This window comes from Xenococcus sp. PCC 7305, from assembly GCF_000332055.1.
Classification (GTDB): Bacteria; Cyanobacteriota; Cyanobacteriia; order Cyanobacteriales; family Xenococcaceae; genus Xenococcus.
This window is the reverse complement of the sequence record NZ_ALVZ01000166.1, coordinates 17,544-34,740: the sequence shown is the minus strand read 5'-3', so window position 1 is coordinate 34,740 and position 17,197 is coordinate 17,544. Positions and strand designations below refer to the sequence as shown.

Below are 17,197 nucleotides of genomic sequence, written 5' to 3'. Positions count from 1 at the left end.
AAATTGCTCAGCTTGATGCTTCAAGTTTCGTATTAGAACTCCCACTGCCACAGCAATAAATCAATTTGATTTATTTGTTGTCAGATGGCGATCGCTATTCAATACGCGATCGCCCGCAGAGATAGTGGGGATTCGGTATAATCAATCCGATAATTAAGTATTTTTCCCGATAGATTTGTCAATGATTCGGATTATAAATGTAAAGTGCATTCAATAAGATTGTACAAACTGCAATTTAAAGCAATAGACCTGTTTTCAATAAATTCTCACAGTGGTTCAGCTTGTGCTGTTGATGAGGCTCCTTCTCCTGGCGACAAGGCTCCAAGAGATCGAAATCTCACTCGATAGATGCAACTCCCATACCAGCCTTCTCCGGCGGTTCATGATTAGCTGGGTTGTCACTTGTTTGTCCGTGGTGGGATTTAGTGTTAGACAAAAACTACTTTGCAAATATTAAGATTGCATAAAGTTGTTCAGTTGAGGTAGATATATCTTAATTGTAGGTATTATCCTCAATATGAAATATAAGCAAAAATTTCAAATAGTGTTTTAGGGTGGGATAAGGATAATTATGGGTACAAATATACTGGAAAGAGAGTTTGCGACTTTTCAGCCTCAGGGTTATTTAAGTGCGGCCAACGCAGGAGATTTTTTGCAACAATTGACTGAAGTGGTGAATTCTTCGACCAAATCCTCTTTGCTGGTTGATATGCAACAGGTTGAATTTATTGACAGTGCTGGGTTAATGGCATTGATTAAGGGATTTCACTTGGCAAAGGATTTAGACTGTGGTCTCAGTATTTGTTCTGTAGCTCCTTCAGTGAGAATGATTTTTGAGTTAACTCAGTTAGATAAGGTTTTTGAGATTTTCGATAGTCAGGATAGCTTTAGGCAAACTATTCAAGTCGGGTAAAATCGCGTTGCGATTACCTATGATTTTAAGTTAGTCAGGCAATTTTAATCAGGACTCTCTTCACTGAGGGCAGATCGGAAACCTTCACTTCTGCCTTCAGGTTTTACTGTCCTGCAAATCAAGACATTGTCCAGTATATTAATGAGAAGTCTACGCGAAAAAATGTATTTCTTGTTTTGAGCGTCTTGGCCAGTTTTTAATGGGGATGTTTTACTGTGACAATTGCCTTGGATAAATTGATTTCACCGGAAATAAATAAGCCGGCCCGCTATTTGGGAAATGAACTAGGAGCGGTTAGTAAGCCTTGGGACGAGGCAAAAGTTCGGTGGGTCTTAACTTACCCAGAGGTATACGAAGTTGGGGCATCTAATCTAGGCCATATTATTCTCTACAATGTAATTAATGCCCAGCCTAGACAATTATGCGATCGCACATATCTGCCAGCAAAAGATTTAGCCGATAAGTTGCGCTCGACGGGCACGGCATTATTTGCCTTGGAATCAAAGCGATCGCTACAGGATTTTGATATTCTCGGTTTTAGTCTTAGTTACGAGCTTGGGGCAACTAATATCTTAGAAATGCTTGATCTCGCGCAAATCCCCTTAACTTGGCAAGACAGAGCCCAGGGTGATTACCCATTAATCTTCGCAGGAGGACAAACAGCAACTTCTAATCCTGAACCCTATGCAGATTTCTTTGACTTTATCGTCTTAGGAGATGGAGAAGAGTTACTCCCAGAAATTGGCCTAGTGCTCGAAGAGGGTAAAGATGCGGGGCTCGGCAAAGAGGAATTATTGCTAGATCTCGCTCAAGTTCCCGGGGTTTATGTGCCTAGATTCTATGATATGCAGTCGGATGGTTCGGTCAAGGCCAATCGAGATGATGTGCCTGCACGGATTTTAAGAAGAGTTGCGACGCCAATTCCTGCCTATTCTATTGGTTTAGTACCCTATGTAGAGACAGTACACGATCGCCTGACCATAGAAATCAGAAGGGGTTGCACTCGTGGTTGTCGTTTTTGTCAGCCAGGTATGTTGACTCGCCCGGCAACGGATGTTGAACCGGAAAAGGTAGTAGATGCCATTGAAAAGGGCATGCGAGCCACAGGGTACAATGAGTTTTCTCTTTTATCTTTAAGTTGCTCCGATTATTTGGCCTTACCTGCGGTGGGCATGGAAATAAAAAACCGCCTCAAAGACGAAAATATTTCTTTGTCCCTTCCTAGTCAACGAGTAGATCGATTTGATGAGAATATCGCCAATATTATTGGGGGAACCAGAAAATCTGGGTTAACTTTTGCTCCAGAGGCGGGAACCCAGAGAATGCGCGATGTCATTAACAAGGGTTTAAACAACGAAGAATTGCTCAGAGGAATTAAAACTGCAGTTGAGCAGGGCTGGAACAAGGTCAAACTTTACTTCATGATTGGCTTGCCTGGAGAAACTGATGTCGATGTGGCAGGAATCGCCGAAACTGTGCGGTGGCTCAGAAGGGAATGTGCGGGAATTAATAGCAAACGCCTCAATTTTAATATTACGATTTCTAACTTTACGCCTAAACCTCATACGCCTTTCCAATGGCATTCTGTTTCGACCACCGAGTTTTTACGTAAGCAAAATTTACTACGGGATGAATTTAGGAGAATCAGAGGAGTTAAAATTAATTACACCGATGTCCGGATTTCGGCGATGGAAGATTTTGTGGGTCGAGGCGATCGCCGTTTGGCACCCGTGGTGCGTCGCGCCTGGGAATTGGGAGCGGGCATGGATTCTTGGTGGGAGAACCTAGATAAGGCTTTTGGGGCTTGGGAACAGGCGATTGCGGAAGCAGGTTTAACTTGGAAGTATCGTAAGGTCGCTCAGGGGGAATGGAATGTATTCGAAGGCAGAGGGCAGAGGGCAGAGGGCAGAGGACAAGAGTCAGAAACAAATCTGGATAGTCCTCTGCCTTGGGATCATCTGAATACGGGAATTGATAAGGAATGGTTGAAGCAGGATTTGGCTAGAGCATTGGAAGCAGCGACAGTTCCTGATTGTGCTTTTGATGGTTGTTCCCATTGTGGGGTTTGTAGCACTGATTTTGGACATAATATTGTGGTAGAGCCCCCAGCTATTCCTGAGTTTGAGGGGCATTTCCAACCGCTTCAGCAGAGAGAGCAAAAAATACGCGCTTGGTTTGGCAAGCATGGCGAGATGCGATTATTGAGTCATTTGGATTTGGTTCGGTTATTCGATCGCGCTATCCGTCGGGCTTCCTTGCCAATTTCTTTTACGGGAGGATTTCATCCAGGCCCCAGAATTGCGATCGCGAATGCTTTGTCTTTGGGTATCACAAGTAGTGGTGAAATTGTTGATTTTGAACTCACCAAAAATGTTGATATCGAGGATTTTAAGAGAAAATTGACTGCCCAGTTACCATCGGAGATTCCCATTTATCAAGTTGCGGAGGTGGCGGTGAAATCTCCGGCGGCTACTCAGATTTTGGAACAAGCAGAATATCTGATCACGGTAAAAAGCTCAGAAGATCAGGGTAGGGAAGTTTGGGAAGCTTGGTTACAAGAGATTAAAAATACTTCGGAAATTTTGTGGGAAAAGACGACAAAGTCGGGGAAGAAGCAGCAAGTAAATCTGTGCGATCGCTTGTTTGAATTGGAGCTGCAAACTTGTATGCCCAATAATTCTGTAGTCTTACGTTTCTTGGGCAGTTGTCGCAATGATGGAACTAAGTTAGCTCCAGATAATGTAATTTATATGTTGGAAAAAGTTGCTAATCAGGAATTTGAGTTATTAACTGTACATCGTCAAAAATTATTGTTGAACGGATAATCAGCCAGCATTCCACCATCTTCGCGACAGCAAGTGGTGGCTAGGGCGCAAGCGAAGCTAGTGATTTAACTTTCGTAGCCTTGTTCTTCTATATATTGCTTAAGTACAGCTAAAGGCGCGCCACCAGCAGATGTATAGCCAAAACCGCGTTTCCAGAAGATTGGTTTCCAATAGTAGGGCTTTAAAAAGTCGGTAAACTCTTTTCTAATTTCGCGACTGGTAATAGTTTTAAGGATATTGCAAAGTTTGGAAAGAGAAATTTTAGGAGCAACATCTATGAGTAAGTGGATATGATCTCTAGTCCCCAGATCAGCTTTACATTCAATTAACTCACAATCTTGAGTCTTGCATAATTTTTCGATCAACTCTTTGAGACGTTTTTCAATAGCTTCATCAATTACAGGATGACGATATTTAGTGACAAAGACTATGTGAACCAAGTTAAATCCAAAGCTATGTATATGGGGCTTTAGCTTTGCCATAAATCTCAAATACTATGATATAATTTCCCTTAATGGTACAACAAAACATCCGTAGCGAAAAATGGTCTATCGTAGCAACCTCTAGAGAAAAAGAGTTGCTAGAAAAAACTGTTGGTGAATTTCGATGTTTAGTTCGGTGTTTAGTTGGAGTAATTCATACTCATTGGTCTAATATTGGTCAGCTAGATGCCAAAGCTCAAATTTCAGCTATAGAAAAACTAATACATCGAACAGCCAAAAATCCTAACCCAAAATATCAATATTTTAATTCTCGATTTCATAAATTTCCTAGCTATTACCGACGTGGAGCTATTCAGTTTGCAGTTGGTCAAGTATCTAGTTTTTTGACTAGATACAGAATGTGGCAATCGGGAATTAGGAACAGAAAAAACGCACGACCGCCAAGGCTAAATGCTGAGTGTGGAGCTTATCCCCCTCTGTACAAAGGTCAGTGTATTAAGTTCTCAGATGATTTATGCAGTGCGGGAATCAAAGTATTTACAGGAACTGATTGGATTTGGATAACTGTGGGTTTGACAGGTCATAGGCAAAGACATCTAGATTTAGCCAATAAACGCAAATCGCCATATTTAGTGACCAAGAAAAAAGGATGTCATTTATCTGTTCCTTTTCAATACAAACGAGCAAAATTACCTGAAGCTCAATCTGTTTTAGCCGTAGACCTAGGTATCAATACAACTGCTACAGTTTCAGTAATTAACTATGACGGTACTGTAAGCCATCGTGAATTCATTCACCATGGCAGAGACATAGACCGCAGAGACAAAAGACTGAAGCGCATAAGTGCCAAAGCTAGTCGCACAGGTAAACTGCAAAAGGGTTTTTGTCGTAACTTGTATCGTAAAGCTAACAATATCAACCGCGAGATAGGACAAAAAGCATCAACTCGTTTGGTCAAAATAGCCAAGCAATTTAAAGTCAAATATATAGTATTCGAGCACCTAAAAGGCTGGCGACCAAAGGGAGGTAAAAGGCGCTCTACACTCAAACAACGCTTTCATAACTGGCTGCATCGTCGAATAGTCAACTTAACTGAAATGAAATGGTTGGAGTTGGGAGGGAAACTTGTTTTTGTCAATCCTCGCGGCACTTCTAGTTATGCTTTTGATGGCAGTGGTAAGCTTAAGCGCGATAGAAATAACTACGAATTGGCTATCTTTTCTAACGGAAAGCAATACAATTGCGACTTATCAGCTAGTTACAACATAGGCGCAAGATTTATCTATTCTCTTGGTACGCGTCCCTTGGCGGATTACAACTCCGCAGAGTCGCACCGCAAACTGACGAGCAGAAATGGCTCGCAGGACAAGCAAGGCAAAAGTTCCTGCTTGTCACCCAGAAGTCGGGGAACGCTTTCAATGTTATGGCCTCAATCCATAGCCATTGTAGAGCAGGATACCACCTCCTCGCTTTAGCAGGTGGTGGAGGCTTCATTCCTCTAAGTCTTTTTGTTTGATCCAGTTGGCAAGTGAATCGTGATTATATAAGTCATGTGGCATTAAATGTTTTCGAACATCTTTAGAATTTAAAATCGTAATGAGCTCATCAGGATTACATTCTGACAGCTTTACATAATAAATCATTTCGAAGGTCTAAAATAATAATTGTATTGCGTGTGCAGTATAATATTTCTCATAGGGGAAAACTACTGCAAATTACGGATAAATGTCAACCTCTTCTTAATCTCACTCTCCATCAGAATCTCCTTTTCAGTAATTGAGTCCGACGTACTGTAACATCCTGTGGTAGCTCGGTTAGCTGAATTCGTCCATCTTTATAAATGCTTTCGATGGTTTTTAGCATAAGTTGCCGTTGAGTTGGCATCTCGTTCGATTCTACCAACTTAAAGTCAAAAGGCTGAATCTGGAATTGAGTGTAAGGTTTTTGGCTATGATACGATTGTGCTCATGAAGGTGTTCTCTATGACAAATCAGGAAATCCCGCACCAAGCAACACACTCTCAAAAAGTTATGTCGCAGGAGCAATTGAGGAAGCTTCTTACAGAATTCAAGGAAAAATGCGGAGCAAAGTTCCATTTGACTGCCTTGGGGTACTTTGGTTCTTATGCTCGTGGTGAAGCTCGACCTGACAGTGATGTTGATATCGTTTTTGCAACAACCGATCCCGATTTATTTATGACTTCCATCATGAAACAAGACTTGGAAACTTGGCTGAATCGGTCAGTAGATGTGATTCGCCTTCATCCCTATCTAAATCCTAAATTCAAGGCCCGACTCGAACACGAGATCATTTATGTCTGAAAATTACCAATTATTGGAAAGGTTACAATTGGTTTTGTCTGCATTAGAACGAATTCCTGCCCGGTTTGCCTCTATTAAAGCGCCCAGTGATTTTGTCGCTAGTGAGTCAGGGCTTGAGCATATGGATAGTATTTGCATGGTATTGATTGCAGTTGGGGAGGAGTTTAAGAAAATAGATCGAATGACTGAAGGCAAGTTGTTTGCTCAATATCCTCAAATAGAATGGCGTGGAGCAATTGGATTACGAGATGTTTTGGCGCATGGTTATTTTCAAGTTGATCCTGAACAACTCTACAACTCTACAAGATTTGTCAGCATAGTATTCCTCTATTAATTAAAACTTTACGACAAATGATCCAGGACCTCGAATAAAAGTATACCTAAGTTGAAAGAGAAAAGAAGACGATGAAAATAAATAGCGATAACAAAAAAAATGTTGGTTAAAAATATCGAAATTCCCAGTGCTCGAATTAATGAATTTTGCCAACGCTGGAAGGTTCAGGAATTAGCTTTATTCGGTTCAGTCTGCTTTCCAAATTTTATAATTTTTCTTAGCAGTTTCTTTTACTCTTTGAGGTAATACTTCTTTGAATGCTTGTTCTAATAACTCAGTCATAAATTTTTTACGGGTTATATAAACACCATACTACACTGATCAGCGGTAATTTCCTGTCGAACCATCTCAGCCATCCGACTGAAATAAAGTCAACACAAAAAGCGATCGCAGAAATGTATCAATCTTCTTTGACTATTTTTAGAATACGTTTGTATAGTGCTATAGATACTCTAAACTCTGACGTTTTAATCAAGGTATCTAGCAACGGCTTAACAGCAATGATTAGATTTTGCTGTTTTGCTTCAATCAAAATTCCTAGCAATCCAGTAATTCTCAACCCAAGCCGATTAGCTTCTGCTCGACCACGACGCTCATCAATTAACAGTAAATCAGCATCGAGTTCCCAGGCAATAGCGACCGCTTCAGATTCACCTGGGTCTAATCTCGCGTTATTTTGAAGCTGTTTAACTGTACTAAAATCATTAACTTGCCTAACTTCCAGCCAGCTTAAAGATTGAACTTCAAGCGTTCCAGGGGCGGGAGGATCTATATCTGTAAGTTCACGATACACTGCTTCAGGAATAATAACTTGATTGTGGAGTTGCTTCAAAAGTTGTATGTAACTTTTGAATTGCCGCCAAATTTGTGATTACCGATGTATCGCTGATAACAATCAAATTCGCCCTAGCTCCCGCAAGTTTTTCAAGTCTAGTTCCAAATCCTCAACATCATAGGAATAGAGAGGAATTTGGCGCTGCTTTAGAAGTTGGCGAAATTCTTGGGATTCCATCTGCGCCAGTTGGCTGGCATATCCTAAAGTTAAATTACCTTGTTCAAAAAGGTGTAACGCAATTTCCTGGCGAAACTCGCTTGGAGTAAGCTGAGACGCCTGCAAAATTTCATCTGAAATAACAATACTCATCGCAAAATTGTCTATCTATCTCATCTTTAAGGATAGCTCAATTGATTATCCTATTTGAGCGATCATAAAGAGTCTGCACTAACTTTCAGCGATTGCCAGTCGATACTACTGAGTCATCAAGCGCAATAATTCATCCGTTGACATCTTGCCACTCATTTCCGTACCCTCAAGCAAACTATCAGCTAAATCCCTTTTATGCTGATGTAACTCCACAATCTTCTCCTCAATCGTACCCCTCGTCACCAACCGATAAATCGTAACAGGCCGTTTTTGCCCAATGCGATGCGCTCGATCCGAAGCCTGATCCTCAACCGCAGGATTCCACCAGGGGTCCATATGAATCACATAATCCGCAGCAGTGAGATTCAACCCTGTCCCACCAGCTTTGAGAGAAATTAAGAAAACATCCCCCTCTCCACCTTGAAATTTATCAACACCGATTTTTCTTTTTTTAGCAGGCGTACTCCCATCAAGATATTGATAGGATATATTCTTTTCATCTAGATAATCGCGAATAATATGCAAATGATCGACAAATTGACTGAATACTAAAGCCTTATGCCGATTATCTAATAACTCTTCTAATACTTCGCCAAATACTTCTAATTTAGCACTGGGTAAATTACTATCCGACATTACCAAGCTAGTATTACAACAAGCACGACGCAATTTCATAATTTCGGCCAATACTTGCAGATGTTTGGCTCCCGCCGTTGCTTCGGTGTCCGAGAGTCTGGCGATCGCTTTTTGCCTTAAAGCTTCATAGAATGCCATTTCTTCAGAAGACATATCGACATGGAGGGTAATTTCAGTCCGCGAAGGCAATTCCTCTAATACCTGGGTTTTCGTGCGACGCAACAAGAAAGGCTGAATGAGTTTTTTCAGCTGCTTCTTGGTTTGTTTATCCTGACTTCTTTCGATGGGAATCGCAAAGCGTTGGTTAAACTGTTCCCAAGAGCCCAGCAATCCTGGATTAATAAAACGAAACAGATTCCATAATTCCCCTAAATGATTCTCAATTGGAGTTCCTGTAGTAATTAATTTAAACTTGCCTTGAAGCTTCATGGCGGCTTTAGAGCGCTTGGTTGCCATGTTTTTAATTGCCTGGGCTTCATCGAGGACAATATTTTGCCATGACACTTTGGCTAACATGTCGGCCACTTCTTCTTGTTGCAATAAACCATAGCTGCACACAAAAAGATCAAAAGGTTGGAGGTTATCTAAAGTCTTCTGGCGGTCTCCACTACCAAACTGCACAGAATTTAAGGTCGGTGCAAATTTCTCTGCTTCGGCAATCCAATTCATACAAACCGAAGTAGGCGCAATAATCAAAGTTGCCCCCTCAGGCGCATGGTTAAGAATCAGGGCCAGAGCCTGCAAAGTTTTGCCCAGTCCCATTTGATCGGCCAAACAAGCACCGACACCCCAATGAGCCAAACGCGATAGCCATTCAAAACCCTCTTGCTGATAATCTCTTAATTCCGCTTGTAGAGTAGAAGGCAGTTGGGGTTTGAGCTCCTTCATTTCCTTGATCTTCTTGACCTGCTGTTTCCAATGTTTATCTGCTTTGAGATTAGCGACATCCGCGATCGCATCTTCCAGTACCAAAGAGGTCAGAGGGTGAAACTGCAAACCTTGTCCCTGCTTGCTGCCGTAGCTTCTCAACTCATCCAAACGAGCACGAAACTTCTCAGTCAGAGCAATAAATTGACCTTGTTTAATCTCAATAAAACGACTAGGAGTTTTTTCGAGCAAACTCAGCAAATTCTCCATGTCTAAAACTAAATCATTGTCTAGTTTCAATTCTCCAGTAGCTGCAAACCAATCATTCTGCCTTCTGATCTGCATCTGAAAATCACTCATCCCGGCTTGATGAGTTACCCTTAGTTTTTCTCCTTCAGGCCATTCCACAATTACCTGATCTTCTAGCGCTTGCAGTTCTAGTAACAAAGATAAACAGTCTTCTGGCTCCTCAATCAACCATTCTCCACCTTCAGGCTCATAACGAGTAAGCACTCGACAAGAATTCATCACATGATTAGCAAGTTTCTTTTCCTCCTCCATTTGGCGAGTAGTTTGCAAACGTTCGCCTTCAATCTCGGCAATTACCGTAGAACCACCTTTTCCCGGTCGGTAATAGGAACCCACATCCCCAAAAGGACGACAGAGTAAAGCGGCTTTTAAACCCTCCCCTGCGGGTAGCAGATGCAAATGGGGTTGGGCATTCGCCGTCACTTCAGTGGCACTGGCTACCCCTCCACCAATATCAGAATGAACAGTGACAATCGGGGAAACTCCACTAATGGCTGCTAATACCTGCTCAGAAGCTAGAGCAGGAACTTCTAAAAGATTTTTCTTCCCCAGAATTGTGGCAATGCGTTGATGTTCGCCAGTAATCTCAATGACTTTTAATCTGGTCGGGGTTTCTTTGACAATGATAATATCCTTGTCCCCTTTGATTCTGGGAGAAAATTCTAGAGTTAAGCGTTCATCATTAACTTTTTTGACAATTAATTCGGGTTCTCCCGAGACAATATCAACCCGAGTTGTCGGAGAATCTGCCCAAAATACCAAGGGATGACCAACTAAGGCCAACATTGCATGTTCCTCGAAAGTATAATCAACCTTCTCGTAATAGCCGTAGTAATTAGTTTCAATATGACTACAGATCTTTAAATCTTGTGTCGTCAGATAATCCAACTTACCGGGATCATTATATAACCGTTTCATCGCTATGGGGCGGCCTTTGCTCCAACCTCCTTTCGCGGTAATTTTCTGTTCGCGAGGTTGCAGCATAAAATTAGGATCATAGAAGCTAAGTAACCAAACCAAACGTTTTTGACCAAGATCCTGGGCTACGGGGGTTTTTTTCTGTAAATTTGCCAGGGCTTTTAGGGATAGTTCCCAAGGTTGTTGGGGTTTGATCAACTCGACCAAGGGTGGCACTTCATCTGTTTTGCTAAAGATTGCTTCGACTTGATTTCCCTTAGTTTTGAGACGAGCCAAGAGTTCTGCTGACTCTGCGGATAACCAGTAGTAACCAGTTGCTTCTGCTTGATCGCAAAGGGATTTTAACAATCGAGGTGTTCGTTTTCTTGCTTGTGCTTGATCTACCCAATACAGGCAGAGAGCAGCAAAGAAAGTTTGGAGACTGTGATGTTCTTGATAGGAGGCAATATAACCATTATTTATCCAGTCCTTTTGGCTCATGTCTCCCTGTTGAATGAGCAGGATCTTTTGCAGCCAAGTATATAGATAGCTGAGCCAACTGTTGGATCTTGCCATGATATCAGCGTAACCACTGGCTTCTTTTAGGTTGGCGGGGGAACCTTCATGGAACAATGCTAAAACAAAAAAGATCCCAGCAATACTCTCAAAAAAAACATTACGGCGTTTGCCTACGGCTTTTTTCAGGGATTTTAAGGACGAGCTATAAAGTGCGATCGCCTGGGGATAATCTCCATCCAAAAAGGCTAACCAACCCCAAAAAACATCGGCTGATGCTTGGGATTTAGCATTCATCTTGGCCAGACAAGATTTTGCTGATTCGAGATCATCTCGGAGAATAAACTGCTCGGTCAGGAGTAACCGCAAATTATCTGAGCAGCGCCCCTTTGCCTTAGCGGCTTCTGCTTTGAGGAAGCTAAACGGCTCTTCGGCATCAGTCAAATCACATACTGAATTTAGCAAAATCGTACCCAATCCCAATTCGTATAACTCTTGGGGTAGTTGATTGAACCAATAGGGGTCGAAGGGATTATTTAATAGTAAGATCAGAATTTCATCGAATTTAATTGGGTCAACACCATAACCATATTGCTGATAGCATTCCAATTGTATGTTGATAAATTTGAGATCTCGCCGATAAATGCCAATTCGTATTTCTCGTAATAGTTGTTCTTTGCTGTTAAATTTTCTGGAGTCTTTGCTGTAGTAATAAGTGGCGATCGGGATATGGGTTGTTATCACCTTGACCATCTGTTCCCAAACTTTAGCTTGAATTGCATCACGAGTGGCAATTTCTGCGATGAGAATATTACACTGAGGAGATTTCCCTCGTTCTTGAACTAGTAAATCCTGTGCGATAAGATATTCTATCTGGGCTCTTAAAGCTTGAGCGTTGAAAATATTACCATTATCTTGCCTAACATCTAAAGCGTTTAAACATTTCAAGAACAAGCTTCTACTAACGGGTTCATAGGCAACAGAAAATAGTCTAACAATTTGTCGTCGCGACTCCGATAGGTTTTGATATATCTGGCTAAGTTGCTGTCGAGTTTGGGAAGTTGCCGAAGCTGTCATGGTGAACTATTGATATATATCCAAGCACTGAGGTTACTTGATAGTTATCCTACAGCAAGAATCGACCTGTCTTTGGCTTCGACTTTAATATTACGGCTAATATCACAGCTACTTGTTGATTAAGATACCAACTCAACATAATTAACATTAAAGCCAGAACTATTTACATCTAAAGTCAATGTATTATGACCTGCATTGAGATAGATATCCCCACCATTTGCATTTTGCCAAGAGTACCAACCACCAGTATCCCCAAAGTTTATTTCTGTCGAATGTCCATTATTGGCGGAAACTCCTAGACTATGGGCCCGATTAAGATCTGAGGCCACACGACCTACTACCTGGTAATAACCTTCGTGGGGAACATGAACATCGTAGGTGAGAAATTCACCATGTTGCGTCCAACCGACGGAATAACCACCATCGTAATCATTAGAATGTTCGATATCTACATCATCATGGCGGTAAACACCGCCTTCATTGCCATGAGTTGTATCGTAATAGCTATTGTAATCTTCGGCTTCGACCCTAATAGTGTGGGAAGTAGAGTTAGCAACTAAATCAAGATCGTAGTCAATCTGATGATCTCCTCCGTCACTGTAATATCCTACACGAGCAAAATATGTTCCTGCGCCTGCTTGGTAGTCGATAATATCATCACTATTGCCACCGTTTATTGAGTAAGCGACCTGAATATCGCTATCATCTAGAACTCCATTGTAGTTACTATCGTGGTACAGATAAAGATCTGCATCATCTCCATGGGAGATATTGTTGAGGGATAAATGAAGATCTTTTGTGTCGTGGATATCAAATTCGTAGATATCATTTTCGTATTGGTCATTTATGAGAGTTTGACTTCGATAAACTGGTTGGTGATCCAGGGTACCAAGGTCATAGTCGAATTGATAAGCAAATCTAGTCATTTTTTTGTCTGTTTGATAAAGCTATTGTGTGTTGGTTTTATCTACAGACGATTTTCAAAAAACATGCAGCTATTGGTCACAAAATTTAGAAATCTAGCGAATATTGACTTCTACTCTCTAATTAACTTCTTAATCATCTTATATTTATTCTACCGAGTAAAACTCTGGATATAACCTAATTAAAAATATCTTGTTACGGAATTTAAAGTTATGTCGCCTTTTGCGTAAGATGAAGATCGCCATAAGGTAAACTAGCCGTTAAATCCCGATTACTTTGGAGAACACTCGCTAAGGAGCGGATACTCAATGTCTCATAAGGTCAAAATCTACGATACTTGCATTGGTTGTACCCAATGTGTGCGTGCCTGTCCTCTGGACGTTTTAGAGATGGTACCCTGGGATGGCTGTAAAGCTGGCCAGATTGCCTCCTCTCCTCGTACAGAAGATTGCATCGGTTGCAAACGGTGTGAAACTGCTTGTCCTACCGATTTCTTAAGCGTCCGCGTTTATCTAGGAGCAGAGACTACCCGTAGTATGGGTCTAGCCTACTAATAGAACAGCAAAGGCGCAGGAATGGCAATTATACATAATATACTGCTATTCATACTTTAAATAGGTCGTCGTACAGCCCTCAAGTTATGCTTTTATCTAGTGTATTTTTGGGTTGTCGGCACTATTTTAGGATTGATCCTTGAGATATTAGATAGTGAAATATGTCATCATCTTATACAGACGATCAGATAATTGCTTGGCTACGAGGTCTATATACCGTGGCTTGGGCCGATGGACATTACGATCCAGAAGAAAAAGAAGTTATTAATCAATTAGCTACAGATTTAGCCAATCTAGATCACGATTTACCTTTAGAAACAATTTCTCCAGCAGAACTAGCTACAGCTCTGGGTAGCGATCCGAATACAGGAGAAAATTTTTTAAGAACAGCAGTTCTGGTTGCGATCGCAGATGGAGTTTATTCCCCGCCAGAATATGAACTGTTACACAAATATTGTGCTGCTCTAGAAATTGAAGTCACAGCTCTTGAATATCTAGAACATAGTCTATGCAAATTAGAAGAGCAAACTGACGTCGTTGAGGGGGCCCAGACCCAATACCATCCCCATCCTGATCTTCTACATCCGATTAAAAACTGGCTTAATAAAATGGACATTCACGATCCCCGTGTAGCTCATTTTATCTGCCGCATGATTCCTCCCCAATGTCCTTTAGAAAGGGATATTAATCTTTTTGGTCGCAATCTTGCTCATATTCCCCCCTTATGTAAGCTCAATCCTCTTTATGAAGAGGTTGTAGGCTTGCGATTCCGTGCTTTATCTTATTTAGCAGATGAGTGCCAGGAGGATATTTCGGCCTATATTTAGCAACTCTGATGTTATGAGGTTTTGCAACTGTAGTATTCTGAAAAAGAAATTAAAGATCATCGCTGCAAGTCAGCTATTTTAAACCTTCATGTATTACTACGTTCCTCAACCTCCATTCTTGGTCCCGATTTTAGGCATAGCAATTGGCATCCTCTTCGGTACGATGTTTCAAACAATAATCACTCAACAAAGCGATAAATGGCGACGAGATCCCCAAGCGCCAGACGCTTTTCAGTTGAAGGACTCAAACTTAATTATTGCCTTTCAGGGAGTTTGTCTCGGCACCTGGATTTTTTTGGGTGGAGGACTGTTACTGTTTGGGTTTGGTGCGATTCCCTCTTTTGGCTTTGCCTTAATCCTAACCATTGGTACTGGCTCTCTATTTTGGAAGCAAATGGGTGAAATGTTTTGGGAAATTAAAAATAATGGAGTCCAGGTCTTAGATTTAGATTCTTAGCATTCAAGTCACAAAGAAAAAGGGTACCAACTTCACTTCGTGCCCTTTTCCATCTGCCATGACGCGCAGCTAATCCTTTAGGGCTACCTTCTGCCCTCTGCCCTCTGCCCTCTGCCTTCACTTCATTCATCAAGATAAAATCGATAGAACAAGTAGGCATCTTTAAAAGAATGTTCATCCGTGACATGATGAATAATTCCCTTTTCCAGCATAATTTGGCCTATTTCTACCGCCTCATCTCGATTGTAGTGATGTTTGTGGACTAGCCAATCTACGGCTTCTGAACCGATAAAACAGGCTGAATAAAAATTTAGATAGTAGTCGCGATCGCGAATATTTAGCCCATCAGTCGAACGCATTTGAGCAACCAATTCTTCGAGGTCTTCTGCTGTTAATTTATCCTCAATATTCACAAAAAAATCTTCAGACTTGCCTGTTTTTACTTTAGGTACTTTTGAATTTGTAGCATAGTTATTATCAGGTATTGAAGCATTAATTCCCTGATAACCTAGCCAAGCTATGAGCAACTGTTCGAGTTTGGGAGAACTAAAATTAATATCTCTTTGAGGAAAGGGAATTTCAATGTTGTATTGACGCAAACTAGCAGCAATTAAATAATTAAGATCGCTTTTAATCCTAAATTGTTTTTGCGGATCATTAATCCAAACCAAAAGTTCAAAATTAAGAGAACTATTGGCAAATTCTTGAAACCAGACTTGAGGTCGAGGTGTTCTTAAAACTTCAGAATGATTTTTAGCCGCATAAAGTAATGCTGTTTTGACTTTTCTGATATCAGAATTATAACTAACGCCAATACTAATTCTTAAACGAGAGATCGAATCGCCATGGTTCCAATTAATTACTTTGTTATCTAATAATTGTGAGTTGGGAATAATAATTGCGATACGGTCTTGAGTGATAATCTCCGTACTACGAAACCCAATATTTTTGATAGTTCCCACAAATTCATCGACTTTAATCAAATCACCAATTTTTATGGGTCTTTCCAAAATAATAATTAAGCCACTAATAAAATTGTTAGCAATATTTTGTAATCCAAAACCAATCCCAACCCCCAGAACACTTGCTGTAATAGCCAAGGCTCCTAGATCCAAACCCCAACTTTGCCATAAAATAATCAAGGCCAGAAATGTCGCAATATATTGAATAAAAACGGCAATGATCTCTTGAATTTCTTGTTCTGCGCCAATCTGTCTTAAAACATAATATTTAAAGGCATTAGTCAAAAATTTGACGACAAACCAAACAACTACCGTCAAACTTAGCAAAAAGACTATTTCCCAGGGAGAATAGGACTTATCTCCTAAATTAATACTAGGAGAATTTAGCCAATATAAAAGCCAATACAGCCAACTACGAGTTTGGGGAAAAAGATTTGTTATATAAAATAGACACGCCAGCCAAATAAGACTTTGCAATCCTAAGATTGAGAGTTTTTCCCATCCGATTAAAAATTTATTCCATAACTGTAATTTTGGTTGGGAACGCAATAGTTGACTTATTTTGTAAGAGCTAAACCGACGGAGAAAACGTAAGCCCAGGTGCAGTGTGATCGCTAGAAAAAAAACGCCAACAGAAGTGAATAAAGCCTTACTCCTGTAAAGGTTGCTGCGTTCTTGTTGCGCTTTTTGCAAAGCTTGTTTAAGCTGTCCCTCCCACATAATTGCTTGAGCATAGGGAGTGGGCGCCGAAATAATATCTGCCTGGGTAATAGTAAATAAATGTTGGTCATTGGCACTATCTTTAATAGTTGCTTGATTGTCTAGCTCAACGACTTCAATGGCAATTTCTTTCTCGGACCTCACTGCATCAATTAACGCTTGATTAATCTTTTTGGCCCTTTCCTTGGCAGAAAAAATACCAAAATCACCTACTTCAAAAAGCACTTGGCCATCAAGGACGACAGGGGCCTTATTGGGGAGCTGAGCCAGGATAGGAGTGGGCACAAAGCAAAGCAATAAAGCAAAGATGATGGCGAAAACAAACTTGTAGTAATTTCTGATGACTTTTTTAACCTAAACCCTACTACCTAAAACCTAACATCAGTCCTGACTAGTTGATAAACGTGAGTTCGATGAGTACAAAATTTACTAGTTTTGGATAAGGACTTGGGGATTTAGGGATTTGGGAAT

At 40.8% G+C, this 17,197-nt stretch carries 14 protein-coding genes and 1 pseudogene; 8 read left to right on the top strand and 7 right to left on the bottom strand.

The annotated features are described in order from the left end of the window. Window positions 1–571 precede the first annotated feature (571 nt). Together XEN7305_RS11305 and XEN7305_RS11300 are read left to right on the top strand one after the other, a co-directional pair. Window positions 572–913: an STAS domain-containing protein gene (locus XEN7305_RS11305; protein ID WP_006509556.1), complete on the top strand. Its 342-nt coding sequence runs from the start codon at window positions 572–574 to the stop codon at window positions 911–913. Between the two features lie 215 nt (window positions 914–1,128). Beyond that, window positions 1,129–3,738 (top strand): TIGR03960 family B12-binding radical SAM protein, encoded by a 2,610-nt coding sequence (locus XEN7305_RS11300; RefSeq protein ID WP_006509555.1) that lies wholly within the window; start codon window positions 1,129–1,131, stop codon window positions 3,736–3,738. Window positions 3,739–3,803: 65 nt separating this feature from the next. On the opposite strand, the gene tnpA is transcribed toward XEN7305_RS11300, so the two are convergent. Then, the gene (gene tnpA / locus XEN7305_RS11295) at window positions 3,804–4,220 is read right to left on the bottom strand and encodes an IS200/IS605 family transposase (RefSeq protein WP_006509554.1); all 417 of its coding nucleotides are present in this window, start codon (window positions 4,218–4,220) and stop codon (window positions 3,804–3,806) included. A gap of 32 nt (window positions 4,221–4,252) precedes the next feature. Here tnpA and XEN7305_RS11290 point away from each other — a divergent pair, with 32 nt between their 5' ends. After that, window positions 4,253–5,656, top strand: a complete 1,404-nt coding sequence (locus tag XEN7305_RS11290) for an IS200/IS605 family accessory protein TnpB-related protein (protein ID WP_006509553.1) — start codon at window positions 4,253–4,255, stop codon at window positions 5,654–5,656. A 280-nt stretch (window positions 5,657–5,936) separates the two neighbouring features. Here the strand turns inward: XEN7305_RS11290 and XEN7305_RS30020 are convergent, their stop codons facing one another. Further along, window positions 5,937–6,065, bottom strand: a complete 129-nt coding sequence (locus tag XEN7305_RS30020) for a hypothetical protein (RefSeq protein ID WP_255325020.1) — start codon at window positions 6,063–6,065, stop codon at window positions 5,937–5,939. A gap of 98 nt (window positions 6,066–6,163) precedes the next feature. Between XEN7305_RS30020 and XEN7305_RS11285 the strand changes: the two genes are divergently transcribed. Together XEN7305_RS11285 and XEN7305_RS11280 are read left to right on the top strand one after the other, a co-directional pair. After that, a complete protein-coding gene (locus tag XEN7305_RS11285; RefSeq protein WP_006509551.1) occupies window positions 6,164–6,502 on the top strand; it encodes a nucleotidyltransferase family protein in 339 nt (112 codons plus the stop codon). Continuing rightward, window positions 6,495–6,836 carry a DUF86 domain-containing protein gene (locus XEN7305_RS11280; protein ID WP_006509550.1) on the top strand — a complete coding sequence of 114 codons (342 nt, stop codon included), beginning with the start codon at window positions 6,495–6,497 and terminating at the stop codon, window positions 6,834–6,836. The genes XEN7305_RS11285 and XEN7305_RS11280 overlap by 8 nt, the downstream gene beginning before the upstream one ends. 400 nt (window positions 6,837–7,236) lie before the next feature. On the opposite strand, the pseudogene XEN7305_RS11275 reads toward XEN7305_RS11280, so the two are convergent. The 4 genes and pseudogenes from XEN7305_RS11275 to XEN7305_RS11260 all read right to left on the bottom strand — a co-directional run bounded on the left by XEN7305_RS11275 (window position 7,237) and on the right by XEN7305_RS11260 (window position 13,208). Further along, window positions 7,237–7,735: pseudogene (locus XEN7305_RS11275) on the bottom strand (DUF3368 domain-containing protein). Next, the gene (locus XEN7305_RS11270) at window positions 7,732–7,980 is read right to left on the bottom strand and encodes a UPF0175 family protein (RefSeq protein WP_006509547.1); all 249 of its coding nucleotides are present in this window, start codon (window positions 7,978–7,980) and stop codon (window positions 7,732–7,734) included. The pseudogene XEN7305_RS11275 and the gene XEN7305_RS11270 overlap by 4 nt, the downstream one beginning before the upstream one ends. A 105-nt stretch (window positions 7,981–8,085) precedes the next feature. Beyond that, window positions 8,086–12,282 (bottom strand): DEAD/DEAH box helicase, encoded by a 4,197-nt coding sequence (locus XEN7305_RS11265; RefSeq protein WP_006509546.1) that lies wholly within the window; start codon window positions 12,280–12,282, stop codon window positions 8,086–8,088. A gap of 119 nt (window positions 12,283–12,401) precedes the next feature. Next, window positions 12,402–13,208 carry a carbohydrate-binding protein gene (locus XEN7305_RS11260; RefSeq protein ID WP_006509545.1) on the bottom strand — a complete coding sequence of 269 codons (807 nt, stop codon included), beginning with the start codon at window positions 13,206–13,208 and terminating at the stop codon, window positions 12,402–12,404. 306 nt (window positions 13,209–13,514) lie between these two features. On the opposite strand from XEN7305_RS11260, the gene psaC reads away from it, so the two are divergent. The 3 genes from psaC (at window position 13,515) to XEN7305_RS11245 (ending at window position 15,044) form a co-directional block, all read left to right on the top strand. Beyond that, window positions 13,515–13,760 (top strand): photosystem I iron-sulfur center protein PsaC, encoded by a 246-nt coding sequence (gene psaC / locus XEN7305_RS11255; protein WP_006509544.1) that lies wholly within the window; start codon window positions 13,515–13,517, stop codon window positions 13,758–13,760. A gap of 161 nt (window positions 13,761–13,921) precedes the next feature. Further along, complete coding sequence (locus tag XEN7305_RS11250) at window positions 13,922–14,587, top strand: Mo-dependent nitrogenase C-terminal domain-containing protein (RefSeq protein WP_006509543.1); 666 nt, start codon at window positions 13,922–13,924, stop codon at window positions 14,585–14,587. A 163-nt stretch (window positions 14,588–14,750) separates the two neighbouring features. Then, complete coding sequence (locus XEN7305_RS11245; RefSeq protein ID WP_083889363.1) at window positions 14,751–15,044, top strand: hypothetical protein; 294 nt, start codon at window positions 14,751–14,753, stop codon at window positions 15,042–15,044. Window positions 15,045–15,166: 122 nt separating this feature from the next. On the opposite strand, the gene XEN7305_RS11240 is transcribed toward XEN7305_RS11245, so the two are convergent. Beyond that, window positions 15,167–17,011, bottom strand: coding sequence for a mechanosensitive ion channel domain-containing protein (locus XEN7305_RS11240; RefSeq protein WP_006509540.1), 1,845 nt, complete (start codon window positions 17,009–17,011; stop codon window positions 15,167–15,169). Window positions 17,012–17,197: the final 186 nt, after the last annotated feature.